The sequence below is a fragment of the Rhodococcus sp. B7740 genome (genome assembly GCF_000954115.1).
In the GTDB taxonomy this organism is placed as follows: domain Bacteria; phylum Actinomycetota; class Actinomycetes; order Mycobacteriales; family Mycobacteriaceae; genus Rhodococcoides.
The window spans coordinates 3,140,701-3,157,033 of record NZ_CP010797.1 but is presented as its reverse complement, the minus strand read 5'-3'; the positions used below and the strand labels follow the sequence as shown (position 1 = coordinate 3,157,033).

13 protein-coding genes are annotated in these 16,333 nt (G+C 62.2%); all 13 read left to right on the top strand.

Annotation, left to right across the window (positions count from 1 at the left end):
• The 13 genes from NY08_RS14585 to NY08_RS14520 all read left to right on the top strand — a co-directional run bounded on the left by NY08_RS14585 (position 1) and on the right by NY08_RS14520 (position 16,333).
• The gene (locus NY08_RS14585; protein WP_045197116.1) at positions 1 to 1,245 is read left to right on the top strand and encodes an alpha/beta hydrolase family protein; all 1,245 of its coding nucleotides are present in this window, start codon (positions 1 to 3) and stop codon (positions 1,243 to 1,245) included.
• The gene (locus NY08_RS14580) at positions 1,242 to 1,919 is read left to right on the top strand and encodes a YveK family protein (RefSeq protein WP_045197114.1); all 678 of its coding nucleotides are present in this window, start codon (positions 1,242 to 1,244) and stop codon (positions 1,917 to 1,919) included. The genes NY08_RS14585 and NY08_RS14580 overlap by 4 nt, the downstream gene beginning before the upstream one ends.
• Positions 1,916 to 3,154, top strand: a complete 1,239-nt coding sequence (locus tag NY08_RS14575) for a lipase family protein (RefSeq protein WP_045197111.1) — start codon at positions 1,916 to 1,918, stop codon at positions 3,152 to 3,154. The genes NY08_RS14580 and NY08_RS14575 overlap by 4 nt, the downstream gene beginning before the upstream one ends.
• Before the next feature lie 16 nt (positions 3,155 to 3,170).
• Positions 3,171 to 4,442, top strand: coding sequence for an acyltransferase family protein (locus tag NY08_RS14570; RefSeq protein WP_045197109.1), 1,272 nt, complete (start codon positions 3,171 to 3,173; stop codon positions 4,440 to 4,442).
• A 4-nt stretch (positions 4,443 to 4,446) separates the two neighbouring features.
• Entirely contained in the window at positions 4,447 to 5,664 is a 1,218-nt protein-coding gene (locus NY08_RS14565) for a lipase family protein (RefSeq protein WP_045197108.1), read from the top strand.
• 14 nt (positions 5,665 to 5,678) lie between these two features.
• Positions 5,679 to 6,530 (top strand): sialate O-acetylesterase, encoded by an 852-nt coding sequence (locus NY08_RS14560; RefSeq protein ID WP_045197106.1) that lies wholly within the window; start codon positions 5,679 to 5,681, stop codon positions 6,528 to 6,530.
• Between the two features lie 254 nt (positions 6,531 to 6,784).
• Positions 6,785 to 8,290 carry a sugar transferase gene (locus tag NY08_RS14555; protein ID WP_235386909.1) on the top strand — a complete coding sequence of 502 codons (1,506 nt, stop codon included), beginning with the start codon at positions 6,785 to 6,787 and terminating at the stop codon, positions 8,288 to 8,290.
• Between the two features lie 51 nt (positions 8,291 to 8,341).
• Positions 8,342 to 8,641, top strand: coding sequence for a hypothetical protein (locus NY08_RS14550; protein WP_094645992.1), 300 nt, complete (start codon positions 8,342 to 8,344; stop codon positions 8,639 to 8,641).
• Positions 8,642 to 8,840: 199 nt separating this feature from the next.
• Positions 8,841 to 10,160, top strand: a complete 1,320-nt coding sequence (locus NY08_RS14545) for a UDP-glucose dehydrogenase family protein (RefSeq protein WP_045197102.1) — start codon at positions 8,841 to 8,843, stop codon at positions 10,158 to 10,160.
• Between the two features lie 497 nt (positions 10,161 to 10,657).
• Positions 10,658 to 12,169 (top strand): sugar transferase, encoded by a 1,512-nt coding sequence (locus NY08_RS14535; RefSeq protein ID WP_082073815.1) that lies wholly within the window; start codon positions 10,658 to 10,660, stop codon positions 12,167 to 12,169.
• 62 nt (positions 12,170 to 12,231) lie between these two features.
• The gene (gene gmd, locus NY08_RS14530; RefSeq protein ID WP_032366985.1) at positions 12,232 to 13,254 is read left to right on the top strand and encodes a GDP-mannose 4,6-dehydratase; all 1,023 of its coding nucleotides are present in this window, start codon (positions 12,232 to 12,234) and stop codon (positions 13,252 to 13,254) included.
• Positions 13,251 to 14,246 (top strand): GDP-L-fucose synthase family protein, encoded by a 996-nt coding sequence (locus NY08_RS14525; protein ID WP_442970747.1) that lies wholly within the window; start codon positions 13,251 to 13,253, stop codon positions 14,244 to 14,246. Before gmd ends, NY08_RS14525 begins: the two co-directional genes overlap by 4 nt.
• Positions 14,247 to 15,064: 818 nt before the next feature.
• On the top strand, positions 15,065 to 16,333 hold the full coding sequence (locus NY08_RS14520; protein ID WP_158462566.1) for a lipid II flippase MurJ: 1,269 nt from the start codon (positions 15,065 to 15,067) through the stop codon (positions 16,331 to 16,333).

Below are 16,333 nucleotides of genomic sequence, written 5' to 3'. Positions count from 1 at the left end.
ATGCCAGGTAGGTTCGCGGCACAGGTCGGCGTCGTGCTGACCGCCGCCGCGGTGCTGGTCTCCTGTTCGCAGCAGCCGTCGGTCGTTCTTCCGCCCAACGCGCCTACGGCTCCGGTCACCGCCGAGGCTCCGGCCTCGGAGCCGCCTCCGCCGTCGAATGTCGGTGGCACAGCTCCCGGTTCGCTGATCTCGGCCGAGCCGATCGAGGACATCGCGACCGACATCACCGAGCTCGGTGCCACCGCTACTCGAGTGGTGTATCGGTCGACCTCGGGTGTCACCGGTTCACCGACCGAGGTCTCGGGAACCGTCATCGTTCCGGCCGGTACTGCGCCCGAGGGTGGTTGGCCCATCGTGTCGTTCGGCCACGGCACCACGGGCGTTCTCAATGCCTGTGGACCCTCGCTGTACGCGAACCTGCTCGGCAATGCTCCTATCGTGGCCGCTCTGGCCCTGAACGGCTTCGCGGTGGCGATGACCGACTATCAGGGTCTCGGTATGGACGGTGACTACCATCCGTACCTGGACTCGAAGACGTTCGGCTACAACATGATCGATGCGGTACGAGCGGCCCGGAACTTCATGCCCACGCTCAGCACGCGGTGGGCGGCCTACGGCGTCTCGCTCGGCGGGATGGCCGCATGGGCGGCGAGCGATCGCAACGGTGAGTACGGCGGCGGCCTGGAGCTGGTCGGTACGGCCGCGATGGTGCCGGTGTCGGACATGTCGGGGCTGGCCGACGCGGCCGCGAACGAAACGTTGACTCGTGCTCAGTACCCCCTGTTGATGTACGCGCTGCACTCGTTGGCGATCTCGCATCCCGAGATGAACCTGGACGACTACCGGTCCGGTTTCGCGAAGGAGCGTTGGGACGATCTGCTCGAGTGTGTCCCGCCGGGGTCGCTCGATGTCCCGGAACTGCAGACACAGCTCGAGCCCGCCGATCTGAAGCCGGTGAGCGCCGAGGCCACGGATCGGCTACGCGGCTACCTGTCGGATATGGCGCTGCCGCAGCAGGGTTCGACGACACCGCTTCTGGTCATGTACGGCAGCGAGGACGATCTGATCCTCGAACCGTGGACCGAGAAGGCGTTGCAGCGCGCGTGTGACTCCGGAGACCTCGTCGAGTACGAGCTGCATCAGGGCGAGGGGCACGGCAATCTGGACAGCAGCCGATCGCTGCCGTGGGTCAAGGGCATGTTCGCCGGCCAACGCCCGGTCAACACGTGCGAGTTGAACAAATGATCGCGCCGACCGGTGTTCCGACCCTCAAGGACTACGGCCGAATTCTGGTGTCCGGCTGGGCATCGATCCTGGCCGCCGCGGTGCTGTCGGCGGGCGTCGCGTGGTTGGCGACCTATCTCGTCGAGCCCTCGTACACCGCGGTGTCGCGAGTGTTCGTCACCACCCCTGGACCACCGTCGCCCAAGAACTCCCTCGACGGCAACCGAGGAGCGTTGGTTCGCGTCGAGTCGTACGTCGAGCTTGCCACCGGGGAGCAGGTGTTGCGCCGCGTCATCGCCTCCCAGGACCTGCCCGTCGAGCCCGACGTGCTGAAGCAGGACATCACGGTGGTGCCGAGTCCCGGCTCTGCCTTGATCGACATCTCGGTGGTGAACGCCGATGCCGAGCAAGCACGGGACATCGCCAATTCCGTTGCGGTGCAGCTGATCAAGTTGGTCGGGGAGATCGATCTGGGGGTCGACGGGCCGGTGTCGGTCCTGACTCTGGTGGATGCGGCGACGACGCCGGGTGCGGCCACGACACCGCAGGTCAAGAGCAACGTGATGCTGGGTGCGGGCATGGGGGTCGTGCTCGGTGGCGTACTGGTTCTCGCGCTCGGTATCGCGAGGGATTCGATCGACCATCGCGATCAGGTCGAACATCTGGTCAAGCAGGTCACGGGGGAGAGACGATGACGAACACACGAACGACGCTGCTGCGCAGAGCCGCAACAACAGGTGTGCTGGCGCTGGTACTGGTCGCCGCGGGATGTTCTTCGGACGATCCGGCGGTCGATCCACAGTCCGTCGCCGTCGGGGCCACCCTGTCCGCCGATTACAGCGACGACGGCCCCGGTTCGCTCGAGAGTGCGGAAGAGTTGCTCACCGTGGACCGCCGGGTGAGCGCCATCTCCTCCATCGCCGCTCGAGTGGTGTACACGTCGACGTCCGGGATCGACGGGTCCACCCAACGAGTCTCCGGCACCATCTTCGCCCCGGAAGGGGCTGCGCCCGAGGGGGGTTGGCCGATCATTGCCTACGGTCACGGCACCACCGGCGTGTTGAACGATTGCGGGCCGTCGACCGATCCGGAACTGCTCGGAAGCTCACAGATCGTGGCAGCGCTGGTTCGCTCCGGATACGTGGTCGCGGTCTCGGACTACCAGGGTCTCGGTCTGGACGGCACGTATCACCCGTACCTCGATGCGAGGACCGTCGGCAACAACCTGATCGATTCGGTGCGTGCGGCCCGCAAGTTGGTGCCCGGTACGTCGACCCGCTGGGCATCGTTCGGTGGTTCGCAGGGTGGTCAGGCAGCTTGGGCGGCAAACGAACTCGCGCGCAGCTATGGCGCGGGACTCGACATGGTCGGGTCGGTCAGTCTGGTCCCGGCAGCAGACATCACCGGCCTGGCGGCCGCAGCCGCCGACGGCACCCTCACCGACGACCAGAAGCCACTGCTGCAGTGGGTGCTCGTGGGCCTGTCGCAGGCCCATCCCGAGCTGGATCTGGACGATTATCGCCGCGGCATCGTCGCCGAGAAGTGGGACGAGCTCTCGGCATGCGGGGGCGTCCTCGCGGCCGACCGTACGTCGCTGGCCGCGCAGATCGGCGACGACGATCTGCGGCCGGCAACGCCGGAGGCCACCGCGGTTCTCGAGGGATACCTGCGGGAGATGAGTCTGCCGAAGTCTCCTGCTGCTGCACCGATGCTGGTGATCTACGGCGGTGAGGACACGTTGATCTCCCAGGCGTGGACCGACACCGCCATCGGTGCCGGCTGCGCCGCAGGCGACACGATCCAGTATGTACTTCAACCGAATTCCGGTCACGCAGACATCGACGGTGCTGCTGCATTCGGCTGGCTCGGCGACCGGTTCGCCGGTACCGAGGCCGTCAACTTCTGCCCAGCACCACCACCAGCGCCGTGACCTGAAGAAGGTACCCATGACTGCTACTCCAGACAGCACCGCAGCCGCAGCGACTGCGCCCGCACCTTCGGTGGCCGGTGAGTCCAAGCGTCCCGCGCGCATCGTCGGCCTCGACGGCCCGCGTGGCTTCGCGTGCCTGTGCGTGCTCGCGGTCCACGTCGGTGGCCATTACTCACCGCAGACCGTGCTGACGTACAAGTTGGGGTTGTTGGGACAGGGCCTGATCTTCTTCTTCGCGCTGTCGGGATTCCTGATCTTCCTGCCGATGGTACGAAAGTTGTTCGCAGGCAAACCGATGCCGAACAACTTCAGCTACGCGATGCATCGCCTGCTCCGAGTGTTCCCGGCCTATCTGTTCATCTTCCTGTTCGCGAACTTCGTCATGCGAGCGGTGTTCGTGGAGAACGCGGCCGTCGCCGAACGGCATTTCACCGACAACGGTCTGGGCGTCCTCACCGATCCGCTCACGCTGCTGGCAAATCTGACGCTGCTGCACTCGTACATTCCGAGCATGCTGCAAACCGGGATCAACCCGTCGTGGTCGCTCTCCCTGGAGTTCGCGTTCTACCTTGCGCTGCCACTGCTGACGGGCATCGCGTTCTATCTCCGCAAGCGCACGTCCATCTCGGCACCGGTGCTGGCGATGATCCCGGTGGTGATCATGTTCGTCATCGGTATCACCGGAAAGCTCTACACCGCCTCGCTCGTCGGGCCGTCGGGCATCACCGATCCGAAGTTGTTGGATTGGGGTCCCAACCAGGTCGCGGTGCTCAGCCGCAGCTTCTGGTCGCTGGCAGACAATTTCACGTACGGGATGCTCGCCGCCGTGGTGTTCGTCGCGATCGACAACGGGATGCTGAAGGGCGCGATCGCCACCAGGATGCGCTGGTGGACCGGACTCGCGATGATCCCCACCGCCGCGATCTCGCTGAAACTCATCGACGACAATTCACGCTGGCAGAGCTCCACCGTGGCATTCGGCTCGGCGCTGCTGATCCTGTTCATCATCGTGCCGCTGGCACGTGGAGAGAAGTCGCTGCTCGCCGAACGTGCCGACTGGGCACCGCTGAGCTACGTCGGCATGATCTCGCTCAGCGTCTACCTGTGGCACTTCCCCATCCTGATCATGGTGGGGCGCTTCGGGTGGATGGCCGGGGACAGCCCCCTGGGGCTCCTGCGGAACTTCGTGTTGGTGGGCGCGATCAGTATCGCGTTCGGGTCATTGACGTATCGATTCATCGAAAAGCCCGGTCTGACGTACGCGCGTCGGTTCAAGGCCTCCAAGTAGTGACGTGACGACGACGCGGCGGTGGTTGGCAGCACTGTTGCTGCTACCCCTGCTTTCCGGGTGCGCGGTCGTTGTGCCCGTTGCCGGGCAGGTGCAGGGAGCCCTCGCGGCGGTACTGCGCGGGTCGGACCCCCAACCGATGGTGATCGCGGATCCGGGAACCGGTAGCGGGTCCATCGTCAGTGCCGAGACAATGCCCAATCTGCCGATCCAGGTGCGGCTTTCGGGCGTGAACGCGGCGCGGGTGGTGTACCGCTCGGTGCAACCGGGGGTGGGCGAGCGCGAAGTATCGGGCACGGTGTTCACCCCGTCCGGCGAGGCACCCGAGGGCGGTTGGCCCGTCATCTCCTACGCCCACGGCACCACGGGTATCGAACAGGCATGCGCTCCGTCGCGGTCCGCGTCGCTGCTGGGGGCCTCGGCACTCGTACAGGGTTACACCACAGCCGGATTCGCGGTGGCCATCACCGATTACGAGGGACTCGGGCATCCCGGCAACCATGCGTACCTGGACAACATCACCGCCGGCTACGACGTCATCGATGCCGTGCGGGCACTGCGGACGGTCTTTCCCGATGTGGGTACGCAGTGGGCTGCGTTCGGCGGATCGCAGGGCGGGGGTGCCGCGTGGGCGGCGAACGAACTCGCCGATTCCTACGCTCCCGAGCTTGATCTGGTCGGCGCGGTCGCGCTGGCACCGGGGGCGAACATGGTAGGGCTGGTGGACAAAGCCATCGCGGGAACACTGACCGACGATCAAGGCCCTCTGCTGCAGTGGGTACTGGAGTCGTTGGCGCGACGCGACCCGGCTCTGAACCTCGACGACTACCGCAGTGGCGAGGCCGCTCAGGACTGGGCCGCGCTCACCGGCTGCACGCCGGACAAGGCCGGTGCCCGTGAGGACGCGGTGAACAGGCTCGGCGACAAGGACTTCGCCCCGAAATCCGATGCGGCCGCAGATGCCCTCCGGCGCGCACTGGCGGCGATGGCCGTGCCACAGGGACCGGCGTCGGCACCGATGCTGGTGGCCTACGGTGATGCCGATACGTACATCGATGCGGCGTGGACCGACGCGGCTCTCGAGCAGGCCTGCGGGTACGGAGACGTCATCACCATCGATCGTCAGGCGGGGCGGGGGCACGGGGATGTGAACGGCGACGCCGTCAATCAGTGGATAGGGGATCGTTTCGCCGGGGTACCGGCGCAGAACGACTGCACGTAGGTAGGGGGAGCGTCATGGGGTTTCGGCAGAACGCGAAGGTGCGAGCGAAAGACGTCGTGAAGAAGCGTCTCGGACGCGGCATTCCGGTGGAACCGATCGACGAGCCGTATCTTGTTGTTGCCGTGCTCGGCCAGTCCAATGCGCACGGTGCCGGCGTCGGATTGGACGGGGCAGGCCTGGATGCGCCGCATCCGCGAGTGCATCAGTGGGCCGCGTCGGGGCGGTCGAAGAACACCATCGTGGCGGGCAGCAATCCTCTGTTTCACGAGGTGCCCTCCAAGGCAGTCGGCTTCGGTCCGACGTTCGCGGCGCACCTCGCCGATGCGACGGGTAGGCCGGTGTTGCTGGTTCCGTATGCGCGCGGTGATTCGGGCTTCGCGCGGATCCACGGCATCTCCTGGGATCCGGCCGATACCGGCGCGCGAGTCAATCTGTTCTGGGATGCACTGCAGCGCATCCGAACAGGGCTGGCGACGAAGCCCGGCAACGAGCTCACCGCGGTGCTGTGGCATCAGGGTGAGAGCGATGTGCCGCTGCTGACCGGGCCGGTGTACGCGGAGAAGCTCGACAGCCTGATCGACACGCTCCGCGGCGAGTTCGGTGACGTTCCGTTCGTGGTGGGCCAGATGGTGCCCGACGAGATCGAATCAGGGGAGGCGAACTACGCCGTCATCGATGCCGTGCATGCCGATACTCCCCGGCGCAAGGCGAAAGTGGCGTACGTGCCGGGTCCGCGCGGGCTCTACAACAGCGAGACCGAGAAGATCCACTACAACGGCGAGGGGCAACGGGAACTGGGCCGCCGAATGTGGGAGGCCTTCGCAGACATCTCTCCGAACGTACGGCGTTCGACCGACAATGCTTGACACACGAGGTGAATGTGGCACTAATAGGTGGTCGACAAAGGCCGGAATGGGGGCTTCAGGGGGAATTCGGCAACGCGGGGGACGCGTGCGGTTAATGCAGTAGAAACATGTAACGACCTGCGGGTTCTCGCCGATCAACAAACCGTTACCAAGTGACACAATAAGCACGAAAAGATAATCTGCACGACGGGGTGGCACGGAGCTGTGCCGATCACGCAAGGGTTCGGCAACGCGTAAGTACCGAGGGGAAGCAAGTGTCAGTCAGCGATCTGGAAGCGCAGAGTTCGGTTGTCTCGCGGCGTGATGCACGACGGTTACGCAGAACGACATCGCGTCGTGAATGGGAGACGCACTACACCGAGGGCCTCCGTGTCACCGATACGGTGGTCGTTCTCGGTGCGGTGACGGTTGCGCAGATCATCCGCTTCGGCGAGATCGATTTTCGTGAACCGTGGTCCGTCATCGGCTACCTCGGCATATCCGGAGTGCTCGCGATTCTGTGGCTGACGTTTCTCGCCATCTTCCGCACCCGCTCGCCACGGGTGATCGGCAACGGCTCGGAGGAGTACCGCCGCATCGTGTCGGCCACGTTCCGTCTCTTCGGAACCATCGCGATCCTCTCCCTGCTGTTTCAACTGGACATCGCCCGTCTGTATCTCGCGATCGCACTGCCCGTTGGCCTGATCGGACTTCTGCTCAGTCGGTGGGTGTGGCGAAAAGTGGTGTCACGCAAACGAGCTCGTGGCGGATACCAGACCTCGGTGCTCATCGTCGGCAGCCGCAGCTCGGCCCTGGCCATGGCCAAGTCGTTCGAGCGTTCCCCCGAGGCCGGCTACAGCGTGGTCGGGATCTGCCTACCCAACTACGAGCCCGGCAACGACACGTCCTTCACCGTCGACGGCGTCGAGATCCCGGTGCTCGGCGACGAGCACAGTGTCGTCGAGGCCATCGAGACCTCCGGCGCAGACACCGTGGCGGTGACTGCCACCGAACACATCGGCCATCGCGGACTGCGAAAGATGGTGTGGGATCTGGAGAAGAAGAAGGTCGACCTCGTGGTCTCGCCCGGCGTGGTGGACGTCGCCGGTCCCCGTCTGGTGATGCGTCCGGTGGCGAACTTCCCGCTCATCCATGTCGAGAAGCCGCAATACAACGGTGCGAAGCGATTCGGCAAGACGGCGTTCGACTTCCTGTTCGCCGCCTCGGTCCTCCTGCTGATCTCACCGGTCCTGATCACTCTCGCCGCAATCATCAAGCTCACCAGCAAGGGCTCGATCTTCTACAAGTCCGAGCGAATGGGCATCGACGGCAAGCCTTTCCAGATGATCAAGTTCCGCAGCATGGTGCAGGACGCCGACAAGCGCGTACAGGAACTTGCCGCGCTCAACGAAGGGGCAGGCGGGGTGTTGTTCAAGATGCGCGACGACCCACGGGTCACCCGGGTGGGCAGGGTGATGCGCAAGTTCAGCCTCGACGAGCTGCCGCAATTCGTCAACGTGCTCAAGCGCGAGATGAGTGTGGTGGGTCCGCGGCCGCCGCTGCGCAGCGAAGTGGAAACGTACGACGGCGACGTGCGTCGTCGACTGCTCGTCAAGCCGGGTATCACCGGGCTGTGGCAGGTGAGTGGCCGATCGGATCTGTCGTGGGAGGAGAGCGTTCGCCTCGATCTCTCGTACGTCGAGAACTGGTCCATGACAGGGGATCTGCTCATCATCGCCAAGACCGCGGTCGCAGTTGCCAAGAGCGACGGTGCGTACTAGTTCGAGGACGCTCACCCTGCGGACGGTCGGTTTTGTTCGTACCATGACGCAATGACAACTGTTTCGGAGAACGGACGTGACGTGACCATGGCGCAGAATACGTTTCACGACTTCTTGGCCGATCGCATCGATGTGATCGCCAAGGTTCATCTGAACAGGTCCACCTCGCTGCACGCGGTGATCTCCGACAGCGTCGATGCCTACACCTCGGCATTCGCGGAGTACCACGGCACCGACGTCCCCTTGGATCTACTCGCTCCCGAGGTCCGCTCCGAATTGAGCGATTTCATCCACCGCTGCGCCGAGGCCGTCGAAGAACCGGAGAACCCGCAGTTTCCCGTTCGTCGCTGAGAAACCTTCGCTTCGCCGGTTGTTCAACCGATCCTGTGACCGCAGTCTCCTGGGTGACGGTCGTGATCGCCTGTGTTTACTATTCCCGTATGCGCGCGTGACCTGAAGGCGATGTCCTCCAGGCACTTACTGTGACGGGTCGTCACGGGCTCTTGTCGAGTACGCCATTGTTCAGAACGACCGACGGGGAATGGAACAAATGCGAATCACAGTGTTCGGTACCGGTTACCTCGGTGCCACTCACGCAGCGTGCATGGCCGAGCTCGGCCACGAGGTGCTCGGCGTGGACGTGGACCCGGCCAAACTCGCGAAGCTCGAAGCCGGCGAGGTCCCGTTCTGGGAGCCCGGTCTCGAAGAGGTGTTGCAGCGCAACATCGCAGCCGGCCGCCTCCGCTTCACCGCGTCGTACCAGGAAGCCGCGGATTTCGCGGAGGTCCACTTTCTCGGTGTCGGTACGCCCCAGAAGAAGGGGGAATTCGCAGCCGACATGAAGTTTGTGGACTCGGTCGTCGAAACACTCGCCCCGCTGCTCACCAAGCCGGCCGTGATCTTCGGTAAGTCGACCGTTCCCGTGGGTACGGCAGAGCGGCTCGGCACCATCGCCCGCGAGCTTGCACCGGCCGGCGACGACGTCGAGGTGGCATGGAATCCGGAGTTCCTGCGTGAGGGTTACGCCGTCAAGGACACTCTGCACCCCGACCGCCTGGTGCTTGGTGTGGATCGCGCCCGTCCGGGACGCGCCGAGGAGCTCGCCCGCGAGGTGTACGCGCAGCTGCTCGACGAGAAGATTCCGTTCTTGGTCACCGACCTGGCCACCGCCGAGTTGGTCAAGGCATCGGCCAACGCGTTCCTGGCCACCAAGATCTCGTTCATCAACGCTATCGCGGAGGTCTGTGAGGCCGCGGGTGCAGACGTCACTGTGCTTGCCGACGCCATCGGCCACGACGAGCGCATCGGCCGCAAGTTCCTCAATGCCGGCATCGGCTTCGGCGGCGGCTGCCTGCCCAAGGACATCCGGGCGTTCATGGCGCGGGCCGGTGAACTGGGCGCTGACCAGGCGCTGACGTTCCTGCGCGAGGTCGACAACATCAACATGCGACGCCGCACACGCATGGTCGAGTTGGCGCGTGAGGCGTGTGGGTCTCTTCTCGGTGCACGCGTTGCTGTGCTGGGTGCCGCTTTCAAGCCCGATTCGGACGACGTTCGTGATTCACCGGCCCTCAATGTCGCCGGGCAGATTCAGCTCCAGGGCGCAGCGGTCAACGTGTACGACCCCAAGGCCATGGAGAACTCCCGTGCTCTGTTCCCCACCCTGACCTACAGCGGTTCCGCGCTCGAGGCCTGCGAGGGTGCCGACGTGGTGCTGGTGCTGACGGAGTGGAAGGAATTCAAGGCACTCGCTCCGAAGGATCTGGAGGGTGCGGTGCGCAGCAAGACTTTGATCGACGGGCGCAACTGCCTGGACCCGGAAGAGTGGCGCGCGGCGGGATGGAATTACCGCGGGTTGGGGCGTCCCTGATCGCAGCGGGCGAGGGTGTTTTCCGAAATTCATTCGAGGGAATGAATTTCGGAACTCCGGGGGCATCTGCGGCGGAATCCAATTTTCACGCCGGTTACCGGCTCGTATCGGGTACTTCGCTGGCTTCTACCTGCGTGTAGAGGTGCTGTGGCCCTTTATCGGCAGTAAGCGCACGCTGCGCTATATGATAAACGCCCTAAAAACAACTTCGATACCTGTGACTGGTCACAGTTCACATTCAATCCGCTTGTCGCAGAGCGGTTTTGGGCGGAAAAATTGCTAGCGGTGTTCGATTGTTCTCGCGGATCGCAGCATTACCTTCGATGTGGTAAACAACGTCAATGCTGTTATTGGTTTGTGATCTGTACCGCTCGCGTGGTGGTACATCGAACGGCATGGGACTATTTCAATTCGATACCAGTCGCACAGCGGATGGGTATCGATCGGATTCATCCGCTCGCCGGTGGCGTGCGTACTAGTGCAGAGGAGGGGAGCACGTGGCAACTGTCGGGGCTGCACACCGCTCTCTCTGGGGATCTCCCCGTCGTTCGGACGTGGCTGCAACGCGCACGCTGACGTCGCGGCACGTGTGGGAACGTCAGTACATCGCACGCCTGCGGGTGACCGATGTGTTGGTCGTGATCCTGTCCGTTGGTCTGGCTCAGATCGTGCGGTTCGGGGATGTCGAGATGACGGGCTTGCTCTCGACCATGACGTACACGGGTGTCTCCGTCGCACTGGCCGGACTGTGGATCGCATTCCTCGCGATCTTCCGCACCAGATCGCCTCGCGTCATCGGAAACGGTGCTGAGGAGTATCGGCGCATCGTGTCGGCAACCTTCCGCCTGTTCGGTGTCATCGCGATCGTGTCACTTCTGTTTCGCATCGACATTGCGCGGCTCTATCTCGCGATCGCTCTGCCGGTGGGGCTACTCGCGTTGCTGCTCACGCGCTGGGTCTGGCGAAAGGCCGTTTCACGCTCCAGGGGTAAGGGCGAATACAAGACGTCCGTACTCATCGTAGGCAGCCGTTCGGCGGCATTGTCGATGGCGCAGTCTTTCGAGAAGTCTCCCTCCGCGGGGTACGCCGTGGTGGGAATCTGCATGCCCGGCTACGAGGTTCCGCAGGATGGCGTGGTTCACGTCGAAGGCTCCGACATTCCGGTGCTGGGCGGTGAACACGACGTTCTCGACGCAATCGAAGAATGTGGTGCAGACACCGTTGCCGTGACGGCCACCGAGCACCTCGGTCACAAGGGCATCCGAAGGATGATCTGGGATCTGGAGAAGAAGGACGTCGACCTTGTGGTCGCGCCGGGTGTCGTCGATGTGGCCGGCCCGCGACTCGTGATGAGGCCAGTTGCCGGCTTCCCCCTGATTCACGTCGAGAAGCCGCAGTACAACGGCGCGACGCGCTTCAGCAAGACCGCATTCGACCTGACGTTCGCGGCTCTCGTCCTGGCGCTGATCTCACCGATTCTGCTGGCAGTGGCCATCGCGGTGAAGGCCACGAGTCGTGGCCCGGTGTTCTACAAGTCCGAGCGCATGGGAATCGACGGCAAGCCGTTCTCGATGATCAAGTTCCGCAGCATGACAGTCGACGCGGACAAGCAGGTTGCGAAACTTCTCGACCAGAACGAGGGTGCCGGCGGGGTCCTGTTCAAGATGCGTGACGATCCGCGGGTGACACCGGTCGGCAAGGTGCTGCGGCGTTTCAGTCTCGACGAGCTGCCGCAGTTCATCAACGTGCTCAAGCGTGAGATGAGCGTGGTGGGGCCGAGGCCTCCGCTACGTCGTGAGGTCGAGACCTACAACGGCGAGGTTCGACGGCGACTGCTGGTGAAGCCGGGAGTCACGGGTCTGTGGCAGGTCAGTGGACGATCGGACCTGTCGTGGGAAGAGACTGTCCGACTGGACCTTTCGTACGTGGAGAACTGGTCGATGGTGGGGGATCTGTTGATCATCGCCAAGACCATGCGGGCAGTGGCTGGAAGCGACGGAGCTTACTGAGTGCCATGTCCAAACCAGATTGAAATGCCAGATAAGGGCTTGGCCCTAGAGGAGCGGAAACGATGAAGCGCGCGTTGATAACTGGCATCACTGGCCAGGACGGTTCGTACCTGGCAGAACTCCTGCTGAGCAAGGGATACGAGGTGCACGGCCTGATTCGACGGTCGTCCACCTTCAACACATCTCGCATCGATCACCTGTACCAGGATCCGCACGAAAAGGACGCCAAGCTTTTTCTGCATTACGGCGACCTGAGTGATGGCGCGCGCCTGGTCACTCTGCTCACCGAGATCCAGCCGGACGAGGTCTACAACCTGGGCGCACAGTCCCACGTGCGCGTGAGCTTCGACGAGCCCGAGCACACCGGAAACACCACCGGCGTCGGATCTATCCGGCTGCTCGAGGCCGTGCGCCTTGCGGGCCTGCAGTGCCGCTTCTATCAGGCATCCAGCTCCGAAATGTTCGGCGCTACGCCGCCCCCGCAGAACGAGGACACTCCGTTCTACCCACGCTCGCCGTACGGCGCAGCCAAGGTCTATGCCTACTGGGTTACCAAGAACTACCGCGAGGCGTACGGCATCTTCGCCGTCAACGGCATTCTGTTCAACCACGAATCCCCGCGTCGTGGTGAAACGTTCGTTACCCGCAAGATCACCCGCGCGGTCGCGCGTATCAAGGCGGGTCTCGAACAGAACGTCTACATGGGTAACTTGGACGCCATCCGCGACTGGGGTTATGCACCTGAGTACGTCGAGGGCATGTGGCGCATGCTGCAGGTCGATGAGCCGGATGACTTCGTGTTGGCCACCGGTGGCAACTTCTCGGTGAAAGACTTCCTCGTCGTCGCGTTCGAGCGAGCCGGCCTGGATTGGGAGAAGCACGTCAAGTTCGACGAGCGCTACCTGCGTCCCACTGAGGTAGACGCTTTAATCGGTGATGCCAGCAAGGCCGAAGCGAAGCTCGGGTGGAAGGCCACGGTGCACACACCGGAGCTCGCGAAGATCATGGTTGACGCCGACATCGCGGCACTCGAGCACGAAGGACGTCCGTGGATCGACCGTCCGGCTCTGCCGGATTGGGCGTGAGCGCCGTGGTGACTAACGGGTCGCCTGCCTGCGACTACACACCCGCTCCGCTGGATCGTGATGCGCCGTTCTATGTGGCCGGGCACCGCGGATTGGTGGGATCCGCTATCTGGCGGCAGCTCGAGGCATCCGGTTTCAGTAATTTGATCGGCCGCCCGTCATCCGAATTGGATCTCAAGGACCGCGACGCGGTGTTTGCGTTTTTCGAGGAATCCAAGCCGAAGACGGTGGTATTGGCGGCAGCCAAAGTCGGTGGCATCCTAGCCAACAGCACATATCCCGTCGATTTTCTCTCGGACAACCTGCGCATCCAGGTGAATGTCTTGGACGCGGCCCTGGCACAAAACGTAGAACGGGTGCTGTTCCTCGGGTCGTCGTGTATCTACCCGAAACTGGCTCCGCAACCGATCAAAGAGGAGTACCTCCTCACCGGGCATCTCGAGCCGACCAACGATGCGTACGCCATAGCCAAGATCGCTGGGATCTTACAGATCCAGTCGGTGCGTAAGCAGTACGGTCTGCCGTGGATATCGGCGATGCCAACCAACCTGTACGGCCCGGGCGACAACTTCTCACCGAAGGGCTCGCACGTTCTGCCATCTCTCATTCGTCGTTACGACGAGGCTCGCCGTGCTGGTGTCGATACCGTGACCAACTGGGGCACCGGCTCGCCGAGACGCGAGTTCCTGCACGTCGATGACATGGCCGCCGCATGCATCCACCTCCTCGAGAACTATGACGGGCCAGATCAGGTGAATGTGGGAACCGGCGAGGACGCGACGATCAAGGAGATCGCCCAGATTGTGGCCGCAGCAGTTGGATTCGAGGGCGAGACCGAGTGGGACACCTCCAAGCCGGACGGCACACCGCAGAAATTGCTCGACGTGAACAAGTTGCGGGACGCGGGATGGAAGCCGCAGATTGACCTCGAGGGGGGAATCGCATCCACCGTTGAGTGGTATCGGGAGAACGTAGATAGCTTGCGAACGTAGCAAATCTATCGCTGATGGTGCCCCAGTGCAGACTCACTTTCGGGTCGCCTTGACTACTTAAAGCGGCCGAGTCTAACCAACTACGAAAACCTTATTGGTCAACACGACATCGCGAACGCGAAATTTTAAGGCCCAAAGACTACTGAGAGAACGACTGCAATGGTGAGGGAGGTGATGGTCGTGATACCGATGAAATCAATATGGTGCCGTGAATTGTGGGTGCCCAGATGGCCGAGCGTGCACGGCACTTACAAGCCTCGGCGCCGGCTCGGTCGGCACTCCGTTGCCGCTTGCCGAGGCTCTGAGCTCCACGACCAAGCGGCTTTCAGTGCAAGCGGGGCAAATTACTCAGCGGACGAAAGTAGCGAATATTTGGCACACCTGGGCAACGGACACTCGGCTTCGAATGTGCAAGACAGCAGCGAGACATTTCCGGCTTGTCCAGCTGCGGCCAACGCCACGGCTGCGAACCTTCAGGCTCGACACCCAGTGGACTTCAATTCGACTGCACCCGGCGTCACTCTGAATGGCACGCGAAGCTCGACTGGGAATGCGCGTGACTACTTGGGCGTGGCTCCGGCCAGCGGTCCTAAGTCGGGGCCTATGAAAATGTCTCTTTGGGCGAGCGTTACACCCATTCGACAACCAGAGGTTCGTCAACCTCCGGTCGGTATCGACATCCGGCGTAGCCCCCTATGACGCATTCTAGCGGTCATAATTACCGCACGAAGAGAAGAGAGGGCGTGGTCCTAAGGGCCGCAAACGGTCTGCGGGACGGTGGACAGACCGCTGCGCTCACAGCCTCGAATCTTCTACGAGTGGCAAGCGTCTTGGCTCTGACAGTAATTCTGGGACGCGTCATCGGACCCGACGCCGTCGGACGCTTTTCTGTGTTGCTGGCTGCGGTCGCAGTTTTACAGGCAATCTCGATAGGTGGTCTCTCGGGAGCTGCTATACATCGGCTACTCGTAGCGAAGGATGGACTCTCGGAGTCCATATCAGTAATAATTGCTGCTAGGGCTCTGCTAATCCCACCGTTCTACATTGCTGGAGCCATTGCATTTGCAGTTATCGATGGCGAAACGCCGCAGATGAAACTGGCGATTTCAGTCTTGTTCCTGGGATATGCGATAGGTACATTCGACATCGCTGAGATTATCCGAACAAGCCGAAGTGGCTTTTATCAAATCGCTCTACGGCGCATTGTACTAGTGGTTGCATTCCTGCCAGTAAAAGTGCTGGCTGCGTGGATGGGAAGTATCGAACTAGTGGTGATCTCGCAGGGAATTGAGGCCGCGCTGTGGCAAGCGGTTCTGCTGCCGTGTGTAGGACTTAACTGCAAAGTTTTGAAGAGGTCCTTCGGTAATCTAGCTCAGGGCTTCCGCGAAGTCTTGGAGCTGAAATTCTTGTGGATGTCGAGTATTGCGGCAGTGCTTGCATCTCGAGCTGACATATTTGTTGTTGCGGGGCTTCTGGGAGGATTCCTAGTTGGGCAGTATTCGACTGCGAGTCGGATGGTGGAAGCGGCAACGATCGCAGCCGCTGCCTTGGCTACTGTCCTGCTCAGTAAGATCTCCATCAGCTCGAATTCAGCGTCGGAATACGCATTCAGCTCCAGGTCGGCAACCCGAAAGATGCTAGTGCTCGGGCTGTCTGCGACGATCCTGATGGCAATAGTTGGGCCGGAAATAGTCCGCACTCTGTACGGCCAGGAGTTCGAAATAGCGGCCGACATCATGACTGTCTACGCCGTAGTGCTGATTCCAATCTTTTCCAGGCAGCTTATTAGCAAATTTCTGATAGTAGAAAAAGCATACGGCTATAGCTTCGTGAGCAATCTGCTGGGACTTTCAATGAATATCGCGTTGAATCTATTGCTCTTGCCGGTCATCGGAATCTGGGGAGCGGTTTATGCGGCGCTCACAAGCTACTTTCTAGCCATAGTTTTCTCATTCTGTCCGACAGCTCGTGGCCGAAGAATTCTAACGGTATCTGTCACTTCAGCCTTTGTTTCAGTGCGCAGAACCGAGCAAGCATGCGCGAAGCTCATTGACGAAAGAAGATTGGTCGATGCAATCAATAAATAG